The organism is Neobacillus camarae (assembly GCF_054950115.1).
Window position 1 is genome coordinate 88,278 of record NZ_JBUCKX010000005.1, and the last position, 22,861, is coordinate 111,138.

General features: G+C 41.9%; 19 protein-coding genes and 1 pseudogene. 18 read left to right on the plus strand and 2 right to left on the minus strand.

Features of this window, described 5'->3' with window-relative positions; translation table 11 throughout:
- The first annotated feature begins 96 nt into the window (after positions 1-96).
- On the plus strand, positions 97-966 hold the full coding sequence (locus tag ACY8D0_RS25350) for an ABC transporter permease subunit (RefSeq protein ID WP_462413234.1): 870 nt from the start codon (positions 97-99) through the stop codon (positions 964-966).
- Positions 963-2,567 carry a DUF4352 domain-containing protein gene (locus ACY8D0_RS25355; protein ID WP_462413235.1) on the plus strand — a complete coding sequence of 535 codons (1,605 nt, stop codon included), beginning with the start codon at positions 963-965 and terminating at the stop codon, positions 2,565-2,567. The genes ACY8D0_RS25350 and ACY8D0_RS25355 overlap by 4 nt, the downstream gene beginning before the upstream one ends.
- Before the next feature lie 73 nt (positions 2,568-2,640).
- Here ACY8D0_RS25355 and ACY8D0_RS25360 read toward each other — a convergent pair whose 3' ends face one another.
- Positions 2,641-2,877: an HPr family phosphocarrier protein gene (locus tag ACY8D0_RS25360; protein WP_462413236.1), complete on the minus strand. Its 237-nt coding sequence runs from the start codon at positions 2,875-2,877 to the stop codon at positions 2,641-2,643.
- Between the two features lie 322 nt (positions 2,878-3,199).
- Here ACY8D0_RS25360 and sstT point away from each other — a divergent pair, with 322 nt between their 5' ends.
- Positions 3,200-4,438 carry a serine/threonine transporter SstT gene (sstT, locus tag ACY8D0_RS25365; protein ID WP_462413237.1) on the plus strand — a complete coding sequence of 413 codons (1,239 nt, stop codon included), beginning with the start codon at positions 3,200-3,202 and terminating at the stop codon, positions 4,436-4,438.
- Positions 4,439-4,526: 88 nt separating this feature from the next.
- Here the strand turns inward: sstT and ACY8D0_RS25370 are convergent, their stop codons facing one another.
- Positions 4,527-5,660, minus strand: a complete 1,134-nt coding sequence (locus ACY8D0_RS25370; protein WP_462413238.1) for a histidine kinase N-terminal domain-containing protein — start codon at positions 5,658-5,660, stop codon at positions 4,527-4,529.
- Positions 5,661-5,857: 197 nt separating this feature from the next.
- Here ACY8D0_RS25370 and ACY8D0_RS25375 point away from each other — a divergent pair.
- From ACY8D0_RS25375 to tkt, 15 genes and pseudogenes are all read left to right on the plus strand, one after another.
- Positions 5,858-6,692, plus strand: a pseudogene (locus ACY8D0_RS25375) (radical SAM protein).
- Between the two features lie 75 nt (positions 6,693-6,767).
- The gene (locus ACY8D0_RS25380; protein WP_462413239.1) at positions 6,768-7,214 is read left to right on the plus strand and encodes a MerR family transcriptional regulator; all 447 of its coding nucleotides are present in this window, start codon (positions 6,768-6,770) and stop codon (positions 7,212-7,214) included.
- Positions 7,215-7,324: 110 nt separating this feature from the next.
- Positions 7,325-8,560 (plus strand): MFS transporter, encoded by a 1,236-nt coding sequence (locus ACY8D0_RS25385; protein WP_462413240.1) that lies wholly within the window; start codon positions 7,325-7,327, stop codon positions 8,558-8,560.
- A gap of 296 nt (positions 8,561-8,856) precedes the next feature.
- Positions 8,857-9,651: a hypothetical protein gene (locus ACY8D0_RS25390; protein ID WP_462413241.1), complete on the plus strand. Its 795-nt coding sequence runs from the start codon at positions 8,857-8,859 to the stop codon at positions 9,649-9,651.
- 175 nt (positions 9,652-9,826) lie between these two features.
- Positions 9,827-11,029, plus strand: coding sequence for an amidase (locus tag ACY8D0_RS25395; protein ID WP_462413242.1), 1,203 nt, complete (start codon positions 9,827-9,829; stop codon positions 11,027-11,029).
- Between the two features lie 24 nt (positions 11,030-11,053).
- On the plus strand, positions 11,054-12,709 hold the full coding sequence (gene ggt, locus ACY8D0_RS25400; protein WP_462413243.1) for a gamma-glutamyltransferase: 1,656 nt from the start codon (positions 11,054-11,056) through the stop codon (positions 12,707-12,709).
- A 60-nt stretch (positions 12,710-12,769) separates the two neighbouring features.
- Positions 12,770-13,351, plus strand: coding sequence for a chromate transporter (locus ACY8D0_RS25405; protein ID WP_462413244.1), 582 nt, complete (start codon positions 12,770-12,772; stop codon positions 13,349-13,351).
- Positions 13,348-13,875: a chromate transporter gene (locus tag ACY8D0_RS25410; protein ID WP_462413245.1), complete on the plus strand. Its 528-nt coding sequence runs from the start codon at positions 13,348-13,350 to the stop codon at positions 13,873-13,875. The genes ACY8D0_RS25405 and ACY8D0_RS25410 overlap by 4 nt, the downstream gene beginning before the upstream one ends.
- A 314-nt stretch (positions 13,876-14,189) precedes the next feature.
- Positions 14,190-14,972 (plus strand): ABC transporter ATP-binding protein, encoded by a 783-nt coding sequence (locus ACY8D0_RS25415; RefSeq protein WP_462413246.1) that lies wholly within the window; start codon positions 14,190-14,192, stop codon positions 14,970-14,972.
- Positions 14,972-15,826: an ABC transporter permease gene (locus ACY8D0_RS25420; protein WP_462413247.1), complete on the plus strand. Its 855-nt coding sequence runs from the start codon at positions 14,972-14,974 to the stop codon at positions 15,824-15,826. Before ACY8D0_RS25415 ends, ACY8D0_RS25420 begins: the two co-directional genes overlap by 1 nt.
- Before the next feature lie 31 nt (positions 15,827-15,857).
- Entirely contained in the window at positions 15,858-16,868 is a 1,011-nt protein-coding gene (locus ACY8D0_RS25425) for an ABC transporter substrate-binding protein (RefSeq protein ID WP_462413248.1), read from the plus strand.
- A gap of 83 nt (positions 16,869-16,951) precedes the next feature.
- On the plus strand, positions 16,952-17,962 hold the full coding sequence (locus tag ACY8D0_RS25430; protein WP_462413249.1) for an aromatic ring-hydroxylating dioxygenase subunit alpha: 1,011 nt from the start codon (positions 16,952-16,954) through the stop codon (positions 17,960-17,962).
- A 614-nt stretch (positions 17,963-18,576) separates the two neighbouring features.
- A complete protein-coding gene (rpiA, locus tag ACY8D0_RS25435; RefSeq protein WP_462413250.1) occupies positions 18,577-19,248 on the plus strand; it encodes a ribose-5-phosphate isomerase RpiA in 672 nt (223 codons plus the stop codon).
- 71 nt (positions 19,249-19,319) lie between these two features.
- On the plus strand, positions 19,320-20,831 hold the full coding sequence (gene zwf / locus ACY8D0_RS25440; RefSeq protein WP_462413251.1) for a glucose-6-phosphate dehydrogenase: 1,512 nt from the start codon (positions 19,320-19,322) through the stop codon (positions 20,829-20,831).
- A 23-nt stretch (positions 20,832-20,854) separates the two neighbouring features.
- The gene (gene tkt, locus ACY8D0_RS25445; RefSeq protein WP_462413252.1) at positions 20,855-22,849 is read left to right on the plus strand and encodes a transketolase; all 1,995 of its coding nucleotides are present in this window, start codon (positions 20,855-20,857) and stop codon (positions 22,847-22,849) included.
- Positions 22,850-22,861: the final 12 nt, after the last annotated feature.

The following is a 22,861-nucleotide window of genomic DNA, read 5'->3' on the forward strand; positions in this document are numbered from 1 at the left end:
TTTTCAAATAGTGAACAATAAATAGGCAATGTCTCGTCTAATCTATTTAGGTAGAAAAATACTATAAAAACATTCCTACATTAAAGAGGTGATAGAATGAAAAAGACCTTGGAGCTTCCCCTGAGGCTTTTATTTATGATTGCCGGAAGCATTTCTTTTTTTGCTATCCCCTACTTATTTAAAGTAGGGGATACCCTAACCTTCACGTTAGAACCGCTGTGGGGCTTTATCAAGTTAAGAGTGTGGGCTTTAACGCAAATTATCAAGCCAAACTCTTTGGCTCTTTTGGACGAGCTAAATGCCGGGGAATCTTATCGTTACTCGATGACGATTTTATCTGTATCCCTGTTCGTTGTGATTTTGACAGGTATCTTTTTGGCCATCCTGTTGCAAATGGCGCCGGGAATCATCCGCCGGCCATTAAAGAAAGTGATTGATTTCTTTGAAGTGGTTCCGGATTTATTCATCATTTTCCTATTTCAGTTTGTCATCATCACTCTTTATAAAGAGACAGGGCTAAAAATCCTCCAGTTATATGGCATATTTGGCCAAAAGCCATTATTTGTTCCGATTGCTACTATTTCTTTTTTACCGGCTATGATGCTCATGCAATTTATAATCAAAGAACTGGAACAGGAAGAGTCAAAAGATTATGTCCAATACAGCCTGGTAAAAGGGCTTAGCCGGTTTCGAATCTTGTTTGTTCACATGGTTCGGAACATTATTCCACTCTTTGTCATCCATTTGCGAACCATCCTCTGGGTTCTGCTTTCCAACCTTTACCTGTTGGAGTTTATGTTTAACCTTCCGGGATTCACGAAAACATTTATGATTTCCTATGGCAAGGATGATTTTTTGGTAATGGTTATCTTGCTCCTATTGTTTATGTTACCGTTACTAATCATCGAAGCCATCAGTTTCTTGGTGTTAAAGTTCTATAAAGGAAAGGGGGCGGCCAGTTTATGATTAGCTATAAAAAAACAACCATTGGTGCTGCCCTTCTTCTCCTATTGTTTCTGGTCAGTTATTTGTACCCGTTTTATGGTCCTGATGATTTTAACAAAGGAATTTTAGTTTATGATGAGAATCATAAAGTGATCGGCAGGGCTCCGTTTCCTCCGTCATCGGATCACATTTTTGGAACGGACCGAAACGGCCAGGATATGCACCTGCTCCTATTGTACGGTGCCAAATACACCCTCATGTCAGCCATTTGTGTGGCCTTGTTAAGGGTTGTTTTCGGGGGCCTGGCCGGGGTTTTCCTGTCTGTTTATACCCCCTGGTTGAAAAACTATTTTAAGGACTTTTTTATTATTTTTCGATATATTCCCTCCATTTTCCTGTGCCTTATTTTAATGGTGCCAGCGGTTGGAGCGTTTGAAAAGCCGCTTGTTTCCGTTGTCGCCTATCAGCTGATCGTACTGGTATTTATGGGGTTCCCAACGGCAGCTATTTTTACTTCAGAACTAACGGATGAGCTGATGGGGCAATCGTTCGTAAGAAGTTCTTTTTTAATGGGTGCCAGTAAGTTTCATATGATCCGTACGCATCTGCTGCCTTATTTCAAATCTTACGGGGTCTTGCTCGTCTTTCAGCAATTGCTAAGCACTCTGCAGTTGACGATGCATCTTGGCATATTCGGCTTCTTTTTAGGAGGCAAAACGATTGGCGGAACGTTTGGGTATGAGGAACCACCCCCAAAGCCCGCATCGTTATCGAATGAGTGGGCAGGGTTAGTCGGTCAGAATTTTAATGATTTTATCAGGGCTCCTTGGGTCGTCTTTGTGCCAATCATCGGGTATCTGGTTGTCATCCTTATTATCAACATGATGAAAAAAGAGCTTGAAGCAAATATGAATGGAAGGTTTGTCTGGAAGAAGAAACCAGCCAAAGCTGGCCAAACGACAGCCACGGAATATAATCGCCTTACGCCGGATCAATTTAAATTTGCCGAAGTGAAACAGCAAGTGTCTTCTGATGTAAAAACGATAGAAACCGGCAGGAGGTTCTTTGGCAAAAAAATACTGGTTGGTGTTGCGGTCGTCTTGCTCTTGGGTGTAATTATGCTGGTTGAAAGTAAAGATAAAGCCGAATCGAAAACAGAGACTAAATCGACGGCCCAAAGTAAGTCTGCAGCTTCCCAGTTATTACCGCCACTTGAGAAACCATCAAAAGAAGAGGAAGAAAAAGTCTATTCGGTCGGGGAGGAGATAAAATTAGCGAGTTCCACTCTAACCATAACCAAGGTGGAAAAATCACAAGGAAATAGTGAGGAGACACCAAAATCAGGAAATGAATTTATCATTGTGACCGTACAAATCACGAATACCGGAACAGAAAATCTAGAGTATAGTCCGGATTATTTTAATCTTCGTAATCATAAAGGGGATTATATTTTCCAACCGTTGCTTATGATTGATATCGAGACCACACTGCCTTCCGGAGAACTGGAACCAGGCGCCAGTACAACGGGTACTCTTGCCTATGAACAGCCAATTGGTGAACAGCTTCAGCTTCAATACTCATCCCGTACAGAATTGAGTCAAATCACTGTTAAACTTCCATAAATTCCATTTATAAGTAGTAAAACACCCGGTCTCGGGTGTTTTTATTTATGGTTATACTTGAAGGACTAGTATCTCATAAAAGATTCGAAATAGCCTTTAATGCCTCTTCCTCATCATCTCCTTTTGTCACAATCGTGATATCCATTCCCGCCATTAACAAAGTAATGATGCCAAGAATACTTTTGGCGTCAATCGTAAAATGGGCACTTTTAATTGATATTTCACTTTCAAAGCTATTCGCCGTATTAATAAATTTGATTAAATCATCTGCAGAAAAGTTTTTGGATACCTTCATTTCTTTCACTCTCATAGTCTTTTTCTCCTATATAACTGAAGTGACAATCGTGAAATATCATTCCTACGGATAGAATATGATATAAATTCTAGAAATGACCAAGTTTTACCTTCCGTAAAATCAGATTCACAATAATTTTTAATAGAGGTCTTTATTTTAGCGAATGAAAACGTTATGACAAACATATATCAGGACAATTGTGAATTTTCTCTCATTTGCATAAAACTAATACTATTGTAAAATATCTAAATATTAACTATAATACTATTTATTAAACTTCAATAGGGTAAAGCGTTATAGAGATAAAATAATGATGGATGTGAGGGGGACTATAGTGATGAAACAACTTATCAAAAAATGGTATCAACTAAGCCTTGTGATGCAAATTGCCATCGGCTTAGTTATAGGAATAATCTTGACTGTGGTGATTCCGGATGGAGCAAAGCCACTTGTCATATTCGGATCCCTTTTTGTTGGGGCCTTAAAAGCGATTGCGCCCGTTTTGGTCCTGTTTTTAGTGATGTCGGCCATAGCGCAGCATAAAAAAGGCCATCAAACCAATATGCAGACGGTTATCATTTTATACCTTTTAGGAACCTTTTTAGCGGGGGCTATTGCTGTAGTGGCAAGCTTTTTCTTCCCAGTAAGTATCACTCTCACGAAAGGCGCTGATGACTTGGTCCCTCCAGGGGGTGTAGTCGAGGTTCTTAAAACCTTACTGATGAACGTGGTTGATAACCCGGTAAAAGCGATTTACAACGCGAACTACATTGGAATTTTAGCATGGGCAGTCGTTTTGGGTTATGCGTTAAAATCCGCTTCGGATACCACCAAGACTTTAATTGCCAACTTCTCCGATGCGGTATCCAAAATGGTTTCATGGGTCATTAAGTTTGCGCCGTTAGGAATTATGGGGCTTGTCATTGATTCGATTACCACGAATGGGGTCGAGTCGCTTCTAGGCTATGGAAAGTTACTTGCCGTTTTAATCGGCTGCATGCTTTTTGTCGCGCTAGTAGTGAATCCTATCATTGTTTATATAAATATCCGTCAAAACCCGTATCCGCTTGTGTTCACTTGCTTAAAGGAGAGCGGGATAACCGCGTTCTTTACCAGAAGCTCAGCAGCCAATATCCCGGTGAATATGAGATTGTGCGAGAAACTGGGATTGGACAAGGACACCTATTCGGTTTCCATTCCATTGGGCTCGACCGTCAACATGGCTGGTGCTTCTGTGACGATTTCGGTTTTGACACTTGCAGCGGTCCATACTCTGGACATGCATGTGGACATTCCGACCGCCATCATTCTCAGTGTATTGTCTGCTGTATGTGCTGCCGGTGCATCAGGCGTTGCCGGTGGTTCCTTATTGTTGATTCCGGTAGCTTGCAGCCTGTTTGGAATACCAAATGATGTCGCCATGCAGGTAGTTGGAGTGGGATTTATTATTGGTGTTTTACAAGACTCCTTTGAAACCGCCATTAACTCTTCAACAGACGTGTTGTTCACAGCAACAGCCGAATTTAGAAAACGTCGCAAGGAAGGGAAAAAGATTACTATCCAAAGAGCATCATAAACTTCCCGCGTGAAGATGTTTTAAAAAAAGAAAATGGCATGCCATCGGCACGCCATTTTCTTTTTGCACGTCATCAATGATAGAAAGATTAATTCTTCTTAATAGGTAAAATGATTTGAAAGGTAGTTAAATGATCATCAGAAACATAATAAATTTTCCCATTATGTTTTTCAATAATATTCCTGCAAACAAATAAACCGATTCCTGTTCCTAATTTTTTTGTCGTATAAAATGGTTCGAAAATATATTTGACTGAATCAGGATGGATCGTTGGGCCGTTATTAGAGATGTTAATCTTAATCTGGTTTTCATCCACTTCTGTGTAGAGAGTAATTTTTCTCTCATTTAGTTCTTCACATACAGCGTCAACCGCATTCATTAATAGATTCAGGAAAACTTGTTTTAACTCATCCCGATCGCCGTGCACTTTTATATCACCATCAATAGTAGAATCTACCTGGATGTTTCCATCCACTATACTGGGGTACAGAAAATCAATGACTTCTTCTAATAATCGATTCATCTGAAAATCTTCATTCTTGCTTTCAATCACAGTGTTAAGCCTGGACGTATGAAGAAACTGGGCTATTCTAAACTTTAATTGATCTAATTCTTTACTAATCACATCCAGATAAGGAATATCAGGACTTTCGTTCTGTAAAAGTTTAATAAATCCCATCACAGAGGTAAGCGGGTTGCGAAATTCGTGAACAAAGCTAGAGGACATTTGTCCAAGGATGGCCAATCGGTCCTTGTGTGTTTGGGTAATAAATAGGTTTCTTTCTTGGAGTTTCATATCTTTTATTTCGGTGTACCTTGTCACTGCATCATAGCAGAATAAATCAAACAGCTTATTGATTATGTCAATAATTAGCTGCAGCTCTTCAACCATGATTCCAGAACGGTTTACATATTTTATAATGATGCTTCTGCCAAGGTTGACATTATAAACAAATTCCCCGATATTGATATTAGCATCGGCCCGCTCCTGAGCCACTTTGTAAGCCAATTGTTTCACATCATCTTCTGAAAAACCGTTTGTAATGGTAGATGTTAAGATTTGGTACATCAAATAACCGTTTTTTCTTATCATTTCTTTATTGTCTCGCATGTCATGCACGATAATTTGTTCTTCCCAAAAATGCAAGAAGGTTTGCTCATTCTCGATAAGAAATTGTCCTAAATTTTTATATTCAACATCTGTTAGTACATGATTCTTCATGACAAACCTTCTCTCTATTTTATAAAAAATAGGAACCTACCATCCTATTGTTCGGGCTTAATCTACTATAGAAGTCCTGCTTTTATAAGGAAAATATAACATAAACATACCAATTTTTATATAATAATTATTAATATAAAAATAATATTATTAATTACTAAAACTTGAACGATTCTTTTGGAAGAGGAGACGCTCCATTGGAAACAAATGATATTCAGGCAAAGAAAATCCTTACAGAAGCAAAGGGCTATTTAGATATCGGCTTTACCCATTCCTTGAATCCCTATAGCGGCTGCGCCTTTGCTTGCAGGTACTGTTATGTTCGAGAAATGCCTATCCAAAAATTTAAAGGAACTCCTTGGGGAGAATGGCTGGATTTAAAAACGAATGCAGCAGAAAATTATCGTAATGAAATGGTTAAGCTCCGCAAGAAAAACAAACCTGTGAATATTTTTATGTCTTCCGCCACCGATCCCTACCAGCCTATGGAACGAAAAGCCAACATTACTAGAAATTTATTGGAAGAAATGATCGAGAATCCTCCTGATTTTCTACAGATCCAGACAAGAAGCCCACTCATTACGAGGGACTTGGATTTGATCATGAAATTGAAAGAAAAATGTGATGTCCTGGTATCTATGACGGTGGAAACCGACCGGGAAGATATGAAGAAGCTATTCGCTCCCTATGCTCCTGGTATTAAATTACGAATCAAAGCCTTAAAAGAAATTCACGAGGCGGGAATTCCCACCCAGGCTTCAATTTCCCCTGTATTGCCCTTTACCCCTGATTTTCCAAAAATCTTGGATGGAATTGTGGATCATATTTGGATTGATACACTAAGTATCGGGGGATGGTTTAATGGGAAAACGTTCAGAGAGGCTAGGAATGACTGCGTTATTTGAGAAGCATGGGTTGTCAAAGTGGTACCTTAAGGATATCCATGTCAGGGTGGAAAAGTACTTTTCAAAATACTTTCCTAGTGAAGCTATCCGGGTTTCCAAACAAGAAGCCTTTCCAAAGTTAAATTGAACCTGACCATAATCAATTCGACTTTAACGTATGATGCAGATATAATATGGGTAAACCTGTCAGGAGGTGGGGAATTTGAAGGAAGAGTTTTTAAAAATTGATGATGTGGCTAAACAAAGCGGTTTGAGCAAACGGACGATCAGATACTATGAAGAAATTGGTATCTTGCCTGTCCCCGAACGTACAGAAGGGGGCACCAGGCTTTACCGCCAGGAGCATATTGAATTTTTGCAAAAAATTACGGTTGCCAAAGAGGTTTTGGGCCTGACATTACATGAAGTGCAACAATTCATCACCCTTACAGATACAATTGAAAGCCAGAAAGCGGAATACAAGAAGGTATCCAACCCAAGGGATCAAAAGGAAAAATTGGCTGAGATGATTCAAATTCTTGATAAACAATTGGCCTTGTTAGAACAAAAGATTGGTAAGATTCTTAGTGTCCAGACAGAGTTAGTGACGTTAAGGGAGCGGGCAAGAGCCGCAATCGAGAGAATTGATAAATCCACTGAAACCATGTAAAAATATTACCATCAATTAAATCCAGGACTATTTTCCCTTAAATCTAACGTTGACGTTAACGTTAGATTTTTGTATAATTGTTAAAAAATAACATACAAAGGGGTATTGTAATGTCATCACCGTCTTTATCCACAGCATCTGTCCTTGGGGAAGGGAAACAGGCAGGCCAGCCAAAAGCCGTTTGGGCTGTCTTTTTTGCCAGTATTATTGCTTTTATGGGGTTGGGGCTTGTCGATCCTATTCTTCCGGCCATCTCCAAACAACTAAATGCTACACCTAGTCAAGTTACCTTGCTTTTTACCAGTTACAATGCCGTCATGGCAGTCGCCATGTTGATAACTGGGGTTGTTTCTTCCCGTCTGGGTATTAAAATGACCTTATTATCTGGTGTGGTCATTATTGCTGTCTTTTCTGCCGCAGGCGGTCTATCCCATAATATTTGGTCTATCGTTGGACTGCGCGGAGGCTGGGGGCTAGGAAACTCGCTTTTCGTCGCAACTGCCCTCACTGCTATCGTGACATTGTCGAATTCTGGCACGGCTAAAGCGGTTATTCTTTATGAAGCTGCCATCGGTCTGGGAATTTCGGTTGGCCCGCTTCTTGGCGGAGAGTTAGGGGCCATCACCTGGAGAGGCCCATTTTTAGGGGTCGCAGCATTAATGGTGCTTGCTTTTATTTTCCTAACGGTTCTCATGCCGGGAAAAAAGAAATTGAATGCAGAGCGGCCAGCTGCAGCAGCAAAGAGCACGTCCTTGCTTGATCCATTCCGTGCGTTGAAGCATCGCTCGATTTTGGTATTTGGACTATCTGCATGTCTTTATAACTTTGGCTTTTTTACGTTGCTGGCCTATGCACCGTTTGTAATGGGGCTTGATGAACATGGCCTTGGTTATGTGTTTATCGGCTGGGGAGTTCTGCTTGCGGTGACCTCCGTGTTCATGGCGCCTAAACTTCAACAACAGTTTGGGACGATAAAATCTATGTGTATGATGCTATTCTTATTTGCCTTATTATTAATTTCAATGGGAATATGGACGAATACAAAATGGTGGGTGATAGCTGCGGTCATTTTGGCAGGAGCTTTGCTTGGGAACAACAATACGTTAATCACAACTGCGGTAATGAATGCAGCCCCGATTGAACGGTCAACCGCATCAGCCGCATACAGTTTCTTGCGTTACCTAGGAAGCGCGGTCGCACCGTTTTTAGCCGGTAAACTCGCAGAATGGTTTTCACCGCATGTACCGTTTATTGTAGGCGGCTGTTTTGTCCTATTGTCTGTTCTGTTTATTTTGATGAATCGCTCACACATTTCCCATGTGGACAGCGTTGAAAATGCTCATTAAACAATTATCATAGATTGATAGGAAAGAAGGCTAACATAAACATTAGCCTTCTTTTTTAGCATCGCCTAAGGTAATATAACGATATTATGTTAACTTGGTTATTTGGTTTTTAAAAAATCCATAGTTATTTTTCCTTAAGTTTTCCTTAATTGTGGCTATTCTATTAGTCTATTTTAGCCATTCACTTTATTCTTTAACTCCTTTAAGATAACTATTGAGTATGATAGAAGACTGTATTCCCGTAGTGGGTAATTAAAGGAACCTCTAAATGACGTACCAAACAAGTTGAGGAGGATATGATGAATACAGACCAAGCTTTTGACCTATTAAGAACCGCTGGAGTAGCGGATGATATGAGTATCCAAACAGTGAGGCGCTGGCTTCGCGAGCAAAAAATCAGCTATGAGGGCAAATCAGGAGGGACGAATACAGACTTTATTTTGAACGATACCGATGAGGCAATTAACCTTTTAAAGGACGCAGGGGTCGCACCCGGCATTGGTATAAAAGTGGTCAAGCGTTGGCTGCAGGAAGGGAAAATTAGAAAGATGGGAAAGGGAACTCAAATTGCGGAATACATCTCTGATGAGACCCATAGAAACCGGTTCAACACTGAACAAAACGAACAGGATAAAGTCATTCGTGATCTAAAATTGAAAATTAAAGCACAGGATGAGCATATCAAAGGAGTCCAAGATATCCATAAAACATCTGTCCAGGCACTGATCCAGCAAAGGAACAAATTACATAAAGAACTCGTTAACCTCGAATCGGAGAATAGAAAGCTGCAGGCGGAAACCAAAAAAGTACTGCAGGAAAATCTTGATTTACGTAAGCAATTACTCCGACTTAAAGAAGAAATGGCAAGACAAGGTAAAGTGGAACCAGAAACGCCTCAGAAATTGCCAACCCTAAATACACTCAATTATTACCAGAAATTAGGTCTATCAAAAACGGCAGGCCAGAGGGAGGTTTTAGCAGGATTTAAAAGGTTGTTGAAACTAACGCATCCGGATCATGGCGGAAATCCGGCAGCCTTTCACTACATAAAAACCGAGTATGACCATTACAAAAATAGTTTAAAAGGATAGTGCACAAAAATTTCGAAGAGCAGAACAAAGCTGCTCTTTTTTGTTTATTTGTATTTGAAATTTTAAACAAAATTAACTTGGTAATTTAGTGAAAATACCAATGACGCGTTTGAATTTTCAAATTATAATAAATGGTATTATATTTAATCTGATAGAAAGTGACAGGAGGGAACAGATGAGAGACAACTGGGGTGCCTTTATAAATGGAGAGTTAAATATTAGCCCAACTGCCTTCGGGAGTTTAAAAGGGCTCAGCTTCGCCGTAAAAGATGTCTTTGAAATAAAAAATATTTGTAACAGCGCTGGAAATCCTGATTGGCTGCGAACCCATCCGCCCGGTGAAAGCTATGCCCCGGTTATTCGTGATTTACTGAAACAAGGGGCTTTCCTGAAAGGAACCACACATACAGATGAATTGATGTATAGTTTGAACGGCGAGAACTACCACTACGGGACTCCGATTAATCCACAGGGGAGAGACCGGATACCTGGAGGATCGTCAAGTGGGTCCGCTGTAGCTGTTGCCGCAGGTCTTGTTGATTTCGCGTTAGGGACGGATACAGGTGGTTCGGTCCGGATTCCGTCCTCTTATTGCGGACTTTATGGTATCCGGCCAACACACGGACTAGTCAATATCGAAGGAGTCATTCCGCTCGCTAAAAGTTTTGACACGGTCGGCTGGATGGCACGTGATCCTAAATTATTGGGAGAGATAGGTAAAACCCTTATTCCTAAGTCGGAGCATAGTAAGGAAAATCATCATTTTCAGCAATTTTATTTTGAAACGGAAGCTTGGTCTTATGTTGAAGAGGATACGAAGGAGAGTTTATTGATAGTCACGGATTTTTTGAAAGAGCTAAACTCAAACCATCGGTATATAAACACGGCAGAGGAGGGATTGTCAAACTGGGCTGAGCTGTTTAGGGAGATTCAAGGCATAGAAATCTGGAAAGAACACGGCGCCTGGATACAAGAGGTATCCCCCCAATTTGGTCCTGGAATTGCCGAGAGATTCCAGTGGGCAAGTAAGTTGAATTCCAGTGAATATGATTCTCTATATTCCATTAAAACAAAACTAAAAAAACATTTGTCACAATTGCTTGGAGATAATGGCCTTTTGATTATTCCAACTGCCCCAGGGGAAGCACCGTTACGAAACTTATCGGTCGGAGAAATGGAACAATATCGCTCCAAAACGATGAAGCTCACCTGTATTGCAGGACTGACCGGCTTCCCGCAAGTCACGATACCGATAGTAAAAGCAAATGGGCTCCCAATCGGGTTATCATTTATCGCCAATCAAAACCAAGACTTAAAATTACTCGAATGGGTTGCACGGTTCACGGCCTTGCTTAACGAAAAAATAAAAGTTTCCTAGACTGTCTTCGAATGGAGGAAAAGTATGAACAGGCAGTATCCTATCTCCTATCGGCCCACCACAATGGCCCCAAATGCGATGATCACGACTCCACACTATCTGGCCTCCCAAGCCGGAATGAAAGTATTGCAGGAGGGCGGAAACGCCATCGAAGCGGCCATCGCTGCCGCCTCAACGATCGGAGTGGTGTATCCCCATATGAACGGGATTGGCGGCGATAACTTTTGGCTAATCTACAATGCCCGTGAAAAAGAACTGACCGCATTAAACGGCAGCGGTCGTTCCGGGGAAAATGCCACGACTCATTTCTATCAATCGAAAGGTTTGCAAAAAATCCCCTCCCGAGGAGCGCTTGCTGCTAATACCGTCCCAGGGGCAGTTGCCGGCTGGAATAAGGCTTTTGATTATTCAAGTACTAGATTGAACGGGAGCTTTCACTGGGACCAATTATTACAAACAGCCATCCATTATGCAAAAGAAGGCTTTCCGGTCACACCCAGCCAAGAGCATTGGACCAGCGTGAACTTGGATGATTCAGATGATGAATTCAGGCATCTGCAACGGTTTTCTGAATTCAAAAAAATCTTCACCAAACCAAGCGGTCTATCTTACCATGCCGGTGAAGTAATGAAACAGACAGACTTAGCCCTCACATTGGAAGCCATCGCGAAAGAAGGAAGCGGGATATTCTATTCCGGGGAATGGGCAAAGCGGATGGTGGCAGATCTTCAATCCCAAGGAGGTTTATTAACCTACAATGACTTTGTTTCCCATCAGTCAGACTGGGTGGAACCGATTTCCGTCAACTATCGGGGCTATCGCGTCTACAATTTACCGCCTAATACCCAAGGCTTCGCTTCCTTGTCTATCTTGAATATCTTAAATCAATTTGATTTGCCTTCCATTGAGGAAGGGTCTGTTGAGTATTACCATTTGTTAATTGAGGCAATTAAACTTGCTTTTGAAGATCGTGATCAATATCTAACCGACCCTGATTTTTCTTGCATTCCAGTGGAGGAATTATTATCGGAAAAACGAGGCAAGGACTTGGCAACCAAAATCCTTTTTACTCAATCAAAAAATCTTGAGAAGCAATTAGACCCTAAAGGGGATACGGTTTGGCTCGGTGTGGTTGACAAAGAGGGCAATGCGGTTTCGATGATTCAAAGCATCTATCATGAGTATGGCTCGGGCATCATTCCAAAAGGTACTGGGATGGTTCTGCAAAATCGCGGAAGCTTCTTCTCATTGGACCATAACCATGTCAATTGCCTGCAGCCAAGGAAAAGGACGTACCACACCCTTAATCCAGCGATGTTGTTTAAAGGCAATCAGCCTTATTTGGTTTACGGGACCATGGGCGGCGAGGGGCAGCCGCAAACACAAGCTGCCCTTGTAACGCGAATCCTCGACTATCACTACCCGGTTCAAGCGGCCATTGAAGCTCCAAGATGGTTATATGGCCGGACATGGGGGGCAGAGTCCAATAGCGTGAAAATCGAAGGAAGAGTGCCGCAAAATGTGGTGGGGTCATTGGAGGAAAAAGGGCACCAAGTAGAACGTCTACAAGACTTCACAGACGTGATGGGCCATGCCGGAGTCATTAAAATCGATCCCGATAGCAAAATAAAATATGGTGGTGCGGACCCAAGAGGAGATGGCGCTGCACTGGGATACTAGTCATCTAGATTTCGTTATTGGAAAGATCCAAATGTGAATCCAAAAAAGGGTGGTTATGCTGTGAAACGGCACTGGGATCTATTTGTTGCGTTTTTTCGTTCTGGTATGTTAGGCTTCGGCGGCGGCCCATCGGCGATTCCTTTAGTACATAAAGAAGTGGTCGGGACGTATAAATGGATGAATGATCAGGAATTCAGTGATATATTGGCCTTGGGAAATACATTGCCTGGGCCCATTGCGACCAAGATGGCCGGTTATATCGGCTACCGGGTTGGAGGTGTTTTGGGCATGGTAGTTGCCCTTCTGGCCACGGTTTTACCGACTATTCTTTTAATGCTGATTTTATTGACCTCCTTTAACCAATTTAAGGATAATCCTAGAGTTCAAGGGATGACGGATGCGGTGGTCCCGATTGTTGGTGCTATGTTAGGAATGTTAACATGGGAATTTTTCAAAAAAACAAAGGCTGGTTTTGGCTGGAAGACAGGTGGGCTGTTGCTTGTTGGCAGCTTTATTGTCATCGAAATCCTAAAAGTCCATCCTGGCGTGGTGATTGGTGTGTTATTAGTTACAGTTTTCTTGATGCCGGAGAAGAAAGCGAAGTTGGAATTGCCGATGAAAGGGAAAAGGGAGAGCCTATGATTTATTGGCATCTATTTCTAGCCTTTTTTATACCTGGTATTGTTGGCTATGGCGGCGGGCCCGCATCGATTCCATTGATTGAGCATGAAGTGGTCAACCGCTATGGCTGGATGACAACGAGTGAATTTAGTGAAGTGCTGGCCTTGGGAAATGCTCTGCCTGGCCCTATTGCGACTAAGATGGCAGGGTATATTGGCTATGAAATTGGCGGCGTTATTGGGGCTGTCGTAGGCCTGTTCGCAACAGTTGGGCCTTCATTGGTTTTGATGATTGTTCTGCTGCAGCTGATCTATAAACATAAAGATTCACCAAAGGTAAAAAGGTTATCTAAAATTGTCCTTCCGGCCATTGCCATCCTGATGGGATCCTTGACTTTTGATTTCTTTAAAACCGCATATGCTTCTAATGGTATTTGGATTACTTTTTTCATCACGATTGTAAGTTTAGCATTATTAGAAAAATGGAAGGTGCATCCCGCCTTTGTTATTGTTGGTGGATTGACCTTCGGGGCACTATTTTTATAATAATGAATTGTCACTGTACAAAAAGAGGGAAGAAAAGCTTATGTTTTTCTTCCCTCTTTTTTTGTGTCAGAAAAGATAACGTTTACATTGAAAAATTTAGCTGAAGTGACTAAAAACAATCAAAAAGTTTGTCACAATTAACTAATGTCAAATGATTCAGAAAACTATATAATGTGACTATATTACAGATGATGTTAGGTTTTGTAACATAAAAATTAAAAAGCAATGACAGTGTTCAACGAGTTAATTGAATGTAATGAAATCTAACATCCTTAAAACGTAACAAACTATATCTATAAAAAGGAGGGGCGGCGATGGGAGCCATCCAAAAAGAAGTAGTTTCCTTTCGGCATGTCGATAAAATTTACAACACTGGGACTGTTGCCCTAAGCCAATTTAATTTGGCCATCAAGGAAGGAGAATTTATTAGTTTCCTGGGACCTTCTGGATGCGGAAAGTCAACAGCTCTAAGAATGGTTGCGGGTCTAGGCAACGCCACAAACGGAAAAGTGGAGGTGTTTGGACAAGATCCTCAAGATGTGATCCGTCATACGAATGATATCGCCTTTGTTTTCCAAGACGCCAATTTACTTCCTTGGAGAACCGTTTTGGATAACGTCCTTCTCCCCCTTGAATTAAGGGGATCGGATAAAAAGTCCAGAAAGGAAACGGCCATTAAAGCGTTGGAGATGGTTGGTTTAAAAGATTATCTAAAATCGTATCCTAGACAGCTTTCGGGCGGTATGAAAATGCGGGTCTCAATCGCCAGGGCATTTGCGGCAAAACCAAAAATGCTACTGATGGATGAACCTTTCGCCGCGTTAGATGAAATGACACGGCAAACCTTACAAATGGATCTCTTGGATATATGGAAAAAAGAAAATACAACCATTTTATTTGTTACCCATAATGTCTATGAAGCAGTGTACCTATCTTCCCGAATTGCTGTGATGTCCGCGCGCCCGGGCAGATTATCCAAATTGATCGATGTCGATCTGCCTTATCCGCGGGAGAGGACAATCGGCAGCTTTAATGATTATGTTGAAATTGCTTCGCAAAGCCTCGAACATAGTATGGGTCGAAAGGAGATGGTCTAATGTCTGTCCAAACAGCAGCCACCAATAATCAAGAGATTGTCACTAAGTCAAGTGGCATGAAAAGGGAGAAATTCAGATTTAAGTTATCCTATATCGGACCCATCGCAGCTCTTATTATTTTTCTTGCTCTATGGCAGTTTGTTCCGATTTTATTAGACATTAAACCGTTTATCATGCCGAAACCAACAGACGTCCTGAATGCAGCAGTGGAAGATTGGGATTTATTGTTGCCGGCTATCCAAATAACTGTAACGGAATCAGTGATTGGATTTATCGTCAGTGCGGTCGTGGGAATAACGGGAGCCGTTTTATTAGCCAGTTCCAAAATCATCGAAATCAGCCTTTACCCATATGCCGTTATTCTGCAAACCATACCGGTTGTGGCTGTTGCTCCGATTATCGTGATTTGGTTTGGTTCAGGCTACAATTCAATCGTCATTATCGCCTTCCTGATCGGGTTCTTCCCGGTTGTCTCCAATACCTTGATGGGACTGAATTCGGTCGATAAAAATATGAACGATTTATTTACCTTATACAACGCCTCGAAATGGCAGACAATGTGGAGGCTTAGAATTCCAGCTGCCATGCCCTATATCATGTCAGGATTAAAGATTTCTTGTACATTGGCTATTATCGGAGCGATTACCGGGGAATTTGTTGCCGGGATTGGCGGCGGAAAAGGCGGTTTGGGATATGCGATTACCGTCGCTGCTGTTCAGTTGAAAACACCCTATCTGTTTGCTTGCGCGATTTGCGGCGCGATTTTCGGAATTGTTTTTTACCTTCTTGTCAGTTGGATATCCCATATGATGCTGCGGTCATGGCATGAGTCAGCAATGAAGGTTGAAAAATAGATGCTCTACATATAAAAGGGGGAAACGTGAAATGGAAGCATTCAGAAAAGTAAAACTACTCTTCGTGGGAATGGCATTGATGCTAATCTTGGCCGCATGCGGCGGGGAAAAGACGGGCGGTTCGTCTGCTGGGGATGGCTCGGGGGAGAAAAAACTAACAGATGTCAAAATTGTCTTAAACTGGTTCGCCAAAGCGCAGCATGGCGGTGTGTATGCGGCACAGGAAAATGGTTTATTCGAAAAAAATGGCTTAAACGTTACGATTGAACCAGGAGGTCCGCAAGTTTCTTCTATCAATATGGTGGCATCCGGTAAAGCTCAATTTGGTCTAGCCCATGCTGACCAAATCGTCAATGCGAGAAATGAAGGAATTGAACTGGTTGCTGTTGCAGCAGCCATGCAGGGCAGCCCGCAGGCCTTTATGTTTCATAAGGGCAAAGGCATTGAAGATTTTGAGCAATTAAACGGCAAAAAGGTGTACATTCAACCTGGCATTGTGTACTGGGAGTATCTGAAGTCAAAATACGATTTGAGCAAAGTACAAGAGTTAACTCATACAGGACAGCTAACCAACTTCCTTGCTGATGAAAATGCCGTCACCCAGGCATTTGTGACATCTGAACCATACTTCGCCAAATTAGAAGGGGCCGAAGTGGAAACAAAGTTAATCTCTGATGCAGGCTATGATCCATATAACATCGTTCTGTACGTGACCAAAGATTACCTGGAGAAAAACAAAGAGACGGTTAAAGCCATGACAACGGCTTTTGTGGAAGGATGGAATCAGTACAAAGATTCTTATAAAGATATAAATAAACTCATCCAAAAAGACGATCCTGATATCAAATTAGAAGCATTGGATTTTGAATCTGAATCACAGGCTGAATTCGTTTATGGACGTGATGCACAAGAGCATGGAGTCGGTTATATGACCGAAGAGCGCTGGTCTACCCTGATCGAACAGCTTCATGATTTAGGGGTATTAAAAGAAAAATTTGATGCAAAAACAGTTTTTACAACGGAATTCTTGCCAAAAAACTAGGCAACATGATGAAAGCATTAGCTTAGTGCCTCTCTTTAGAGATACTAAGCTTTTCTTAATATGATGTTCAAAAAGGGGAGAGAATGATGGTGAAATTGGCTTTTGAAGGAAGAATCCAGGATAAGGTGTTGGAGAATCAATGGCATCCTGTCTATATATCTAGTGAATTAACGGAAAAACCGGTTGGCGTTATCGTCATGGGCGAAAGGGTTGCGATTTATCGTTCGGATAAAGGAGTTCATGCTTTCCGAGACTTGTGTATTCATCGTGGCGCGATGCTTTCTGAAGGGTATGTTGAAGATGGCTGTTTGGTTTGTCCTTACCACGGCTGGACATACAATGGCAATGGAAATTGTGTGAAGATTCCTGCTCAAAGCAATGGGACAAAAATACCTGTAAGAGCGAAAGCGGAAGTCTTCCATTGCCAAGAAAAATATGGAATCATCTGGGTGTGTCTAGGTGAGCCAACAAAGGATTTGCCAGACTTTGAGGAATTTGAAGATGATTCAAGACGTCCGTTGGTTTGTGGTCCATATGAAGTAGGAGCAGCAGGAACCCGCGTGGTAGAAAACTTTACCGATTATGCCCACCTCATGTATGTCCACAGCGGTCTTTTGGGGCATCCGGATTATGCGGAGCTGCCTGAATTCACCATCACAAAAGAGCCCGGCCGAATATATACCTCAGAAGTGCCAATCTTTCAGCCTGTTGCTCATTCTGGTTCTGATGCGAAGAACGGAACATTTTATGTTTATGTAAAGGAAGTTTTCCACCCGCTCGCAGCCAGGTTATCGAAACAGGACAAGGAAACCGGGCAAACTTTGTGGATCCTGCTGACTGTCCTGCCTGTAAGCGAAAAAGAATGTAAAGTGTTCATGGTGGTTTCCCGGAATTATGGCTTTGAGGTGTCAGACGCCGATTTCATGAGGTTTCAAGACACGGTTTTTGAACAAGATAAGTGGATCATTGAAACGCAAAAACCAGAACTGCTGCCGCTTGATTTGCAAATGGAACTTAATCATAAAGCCGATTTACTGTCGGTTGCTTATCGACGCTGGTTGAAAGAACTTGGTGTCACGCTGGGAACTATGTAGGAAAGCCTTTTCTGTACAAAATACTTGCCTGTGTCCTGTAACTTATTTCATAAAAAATCGCACCCATTCATTATAGAAAAAGGGTGCGATTTTATTTTGCCCATTAAGAAAACCTAGATGGAACAGTAACCTTTTAACCTTATTTAAAATCCAAAGGCTCTGGTAAACAAATTATTAAACTCTGTTGATTGGGGCGAATATGCTCGACCCCTGCGGGTGTACAGCACGAGGTGTCTCCTTGGCACGCCCGCGGTTTCACTGAGTGAGTGCCTGGAGGGGAAATCAACTGACATTTTTAACAGAGACATCCGAAAAAAAGGCATTTGGCTGCTAGATAATCTTTTGGGTATGATCCGATGAGTTGATTTCTTGACGGTCATAACCCATGAGAGTATCATGGGTACGAAAATAACTTTGGTTATTAAAAGTTACCTGGTATTAAAAATGTGTTTTTTGTAACCCGAACTTACTAAGCTTAAAGGCCTTTCAATAAACAAGTGGGATAATCGCATAGTATGAGGAAATAATTTGGCTATAACAAGGTTATTAATAACGATGGTCTATTTGGATGTAATTGTATATCTCCTAGTAGATGATGAAAGGAAAAGGTCCCCTTGAATGAGAAAAAAGAGGTTGGAGAAAAAGCGGTAGATTACGTCAAGGATGGAATGGTAGTAGGGCTCGGAACAGGTTCTACGGTATATTATACGCTTCATAAACTCGCAACATTGGTCCAGCAAGGGCTCTCTATAAGAGGGATTCCCACCTCTTTTCAAACAAAAAAATTAGCTATGGAATTAGGCATACCGCTAGTTTCTTTTAAAGAAGTCGAGCAAATCGACTTGGCCTTAGACGGTGCTGATGAAGTGAGCCCTGATTTACATTTAATAAAAGGGGGCGGCGGAGCCCTTTTGCGGGAGAAAATTATCGCCAAAGCATCGAAAACCTTCGTTGTGGTTGCGGACTCACACAAAATGGTCCATCAGTTAGGAACCTTTCCACTGCCAGTTGAAGTGCTGCCTTTTGGAGTAGAGATGACCAGTAAATATATTCAAGAACTTGGCGGATCCACCAAGTTGCGGCTAACAGAGGGAATCCCTTATCTAACAGATAATGGGAATTATATATTGGACTGCAACTTTCAGAATATCACCAATCCCGGGACATTAGAGAAAAATTTAAATTTAATACCCGGTGTGATTGATAATGGACTGTTTGTTGGAATGGCTGATATCGTAATCACCATGAATGCCAGTAAAGGAATTGACATAAATTTGCGAAAATAGGCGGGTTCGGAAGTGGAACAATAATATGTAGTTTGCGTTAAGTATTTTTCAACTATAAGGGAGAAGTAACCATGGAATCAATGACCTTTGTATTATTTGGAGCAACGGGAGATTTGGCGAAGAGAAAAATTTACCCAGCTCTTTATAATTTATACATCGATAAAAAGCTGCCGCAGCCCATATCGGTTATCGGGCTTGGAAGAGGCAATTTATCTCATGATGATTTTCAAGAAAACGTGAAACAATCGGTCCTTGAGTTTTCACGCCGATTAGAACACGATGCAAGTGAAATGGATGGTTTTCTAAAGGCATTTCGTTTCTGTACACTCGATGTCAATAAACAAGAGGATTTTAAAAAGCTGCTTCAAGTTGTTAAGCAAAGAGAAGATGAATTGCAAATTCCAGAAAATCGCATGTTTTATCTGTCAGTAGCTCCAGAACTATTTGATCATATTGCCCTAAATATAAAAAATAGCGGCCTTGGCGCTACAAAAGGCTGGAAACGATTAATCATTGAAAAACCATTTGGCCACGATCTAACATCTGCACGGGAGCTTAATGAACGGCTTAGCAGAGCGTTTGATGAAGAAGAGATATATCGTATTGACCACTACTTAGGAAAACCAATGGTGCAAAACCTCGAAGCATTGGAATTTGCAAACCCAGTCCTCCAATCCATTTGGAATAAAAACCATATTGCCAATGTGCAAATTACAGCGAGTGAAACGGTAGGAGTGGAACAAAGAGCCGGTTATTACGACCATTCAGGTGCCATTCGCGACATGGTGCAGAACCATATGCTACAAATGCTGATGATGACCGCAATGCACCTTCCTTACAAGATTAATGCGACTGAAATCCGGAGTGAAAAGCGTAAAGTCATGGAAGCCCTTCGTCCCGTTAAAAAGGAAGAAGTTACAACCCAGATTGTTCGTGGACAATACGCTTCGGGTGAATTAAATGGGCATCCGGTGGCAGGTTACAGACAGGAACCGGGAGTGGACCCAGCCTCTCAAACAGATACTTTTGTGGCTGCCCGTTTATGGATTGATAATCCCCTTTGGAGCGGGGTGCCTTTCTATATAAGGACAGGGAAAAGGATGAAAGAAAAGTCCACCCGCATCGTCATTGAATTTAAAAATACCTTAAAGCTCCTTTATAACAAAGACCAAAAAGTCGAACCCAATCTGTTAATTATCGAAATCAGCCCAGATGAAAATGTCACTTTGCAATTGAATGGAAAAAATCCAGTGAGCGGCAAAATTGAACCCGTAAGAATCAGTATTTCATGTGAAGATTCAGAACCAACTGGATCAGGGGTGCCTGAAGCCTATGAACGGCTTATTTATGATGCTATGATCGGAGATTCCACCTTTTTTGCCCATTGGAATGAAGTGGAATTGTCTTGGCAATGGGTACAACCTATTTTGGAGGCATTCGAGGAAAATGTGCTGCCTCTTCAGGAATACCAATCCGGTTCTTATGGACCACATGCCGCCGAGCTTCTGTTGGCTGAAGAGGGGTACTCATGGTGGCTTGATAAAAAAGTGGAAGAAAATAAAGACATAGTACATGAGAAGTAACAGATCTCTAGGAGGAAAAAGAAATGTCCCAAAATATCAACGATTTAGCAGTCACAACCATTCGAACCTTATCGATTGATGCAGTGAATGCGGCTAATTCTGGCCATCCAGGCCTTCCGATGGGGGCGGCGCCAATGGCCTATGCCCTATGGGCGAGCCATTTACATCACAATCCTAAAAATCCGAAGTGGTTCAACCGTGACCGGTTTGTTTTATCTGCAGGGCATGGGTCCAGTCTGTTATACAGCTTGCTGCATTTATTTGGATATGATGTTTCTATTGATGACTTAAAGCATTTCAGAAAATTGGGCAGCAGAACACCGGGGCATCCAGAATTCGGTTATACCCCTGGTGTAGAAGCAACTACGGGCCCACTTGGACAAGGTATTGCCAATGCGGTGGGCATGGCAATGGCCGAAGCCCATTTAGCCGCTAAATTTAATCAAGAAGGCTTTCCTGTCATTGACCATAACACCTATGCATTAGTTGGTGACGGCGACCTTATGGAAGGTATTTCATATGAAGCCATGTCAATGGCTGGACATATGAAGCTAGGAAAGCTGGTTGTTCTATATGATTCCAACGATATCTCCCTTGATGGGGAATTGAATGTATCCTTTTCCGAAGATATCAAAAAAAGGACAGAGGCAGCCCATTGGCACTACTTAAGAGTAGAAGATGGCAACGATATCGAGGCAATTACAAAGGCAATCCAATCAGCAAAAGAAAATACCAATCAGCCAAGCTTGATTGAAATCAGAACCATCATTGGTTTCGGCAGCCCGAAGGTTGCGGGAACCAATAAGGCCCACGGAGCACCGCTTGGGGCTGAAGAGGCATCAGCAACCAAAAAAGCTTACAATTGGCTTTTTGACGAAGACTTCCATGTTCCACAAGAAGTCAGAGACCATTTTGAACAATTAAAGCAAAAAGGAAATGAGTTGGAAGAAAGCTGGAACCAATTGTTTGCTTCTTACCAAAAACAACATCCAGAACTGGCAGAACAGCTAACAAATGCGATTTCTGGAAAAGTGCTCATCGATGCTAATGATATTTTAACGTTTGATAGCGGCAAAGCTGTATCGACTCGGGTGGCAAGCGGAGAGGCAATTAACCATTTTGTCAAAACAGTGCCGGCGATTTTTGGCGGCAGTGCAGACCTTTCCCATTCCACGATGACTGAAATCAAAGGGGAACAAATTTTTGCCGTTGAATCCTATGGTGCACGTAATGTGTATTTCGGAGTTCGAGAACATGCCATGGGTGCTGCAGCTAACGGGATGGCTTATCATGGCGGATTGAAGCCATTTGTCAGCACATTCTTTGTATTCAATGATTATTTGCGGCCTTCTATCCGCTTGGCAGCATTGTCCAAACTTCCGATTATTTATGTATTTACACATGATTCAATTGCGGTCGGGGAAGATGGGCCGACACATGAACCGGTGGAACAATTGGCTGCCCTTCGTGCCATTCCAGGCCTTACTGTTATCAGACCAAGTGATGCAAATGAGACAGCAAGCGCTTGGGCATATGCTCTTCAACAAACAGAAGGACCTGTGGCATTGATTCTCAGCCGTCAAAATCTGCCTGTATTTAACGAAACAAAAGCCAATCTGGATCATGTATCAAAAGGTGCTTATGTATTAGCAGAAACTAATTCAAATCCAGATGTCATCTTCATGGCCACAGGGTCAGAGGTTTCATTGGCCGCAAACGCAAAAGCTGAACTGGAAAAAGAAAATGTTTCTGTACGTGTTGTCGCAATGCCAAGCTGGGAATTATTCGAGAAACAGCAAGATGAGTATAAAGAAGAGGTACTGCCTTCTTCAGTCACAAAACGCGTGGCCATAGAAATGGGCATCCGTTTAGGTTGGGAACGATTCGTTGGCTTTGATGGAAAAATCCTATCGATCGAATCTTTTGGTGCTTCCGGAGACGGCGGTTCCGTGATGAAGCATTTTGGTTTTACAACTGAAAATGTCGTTCATCTCACCAAATTGCTTTTAAATAAGTAATAGCATGGAGGA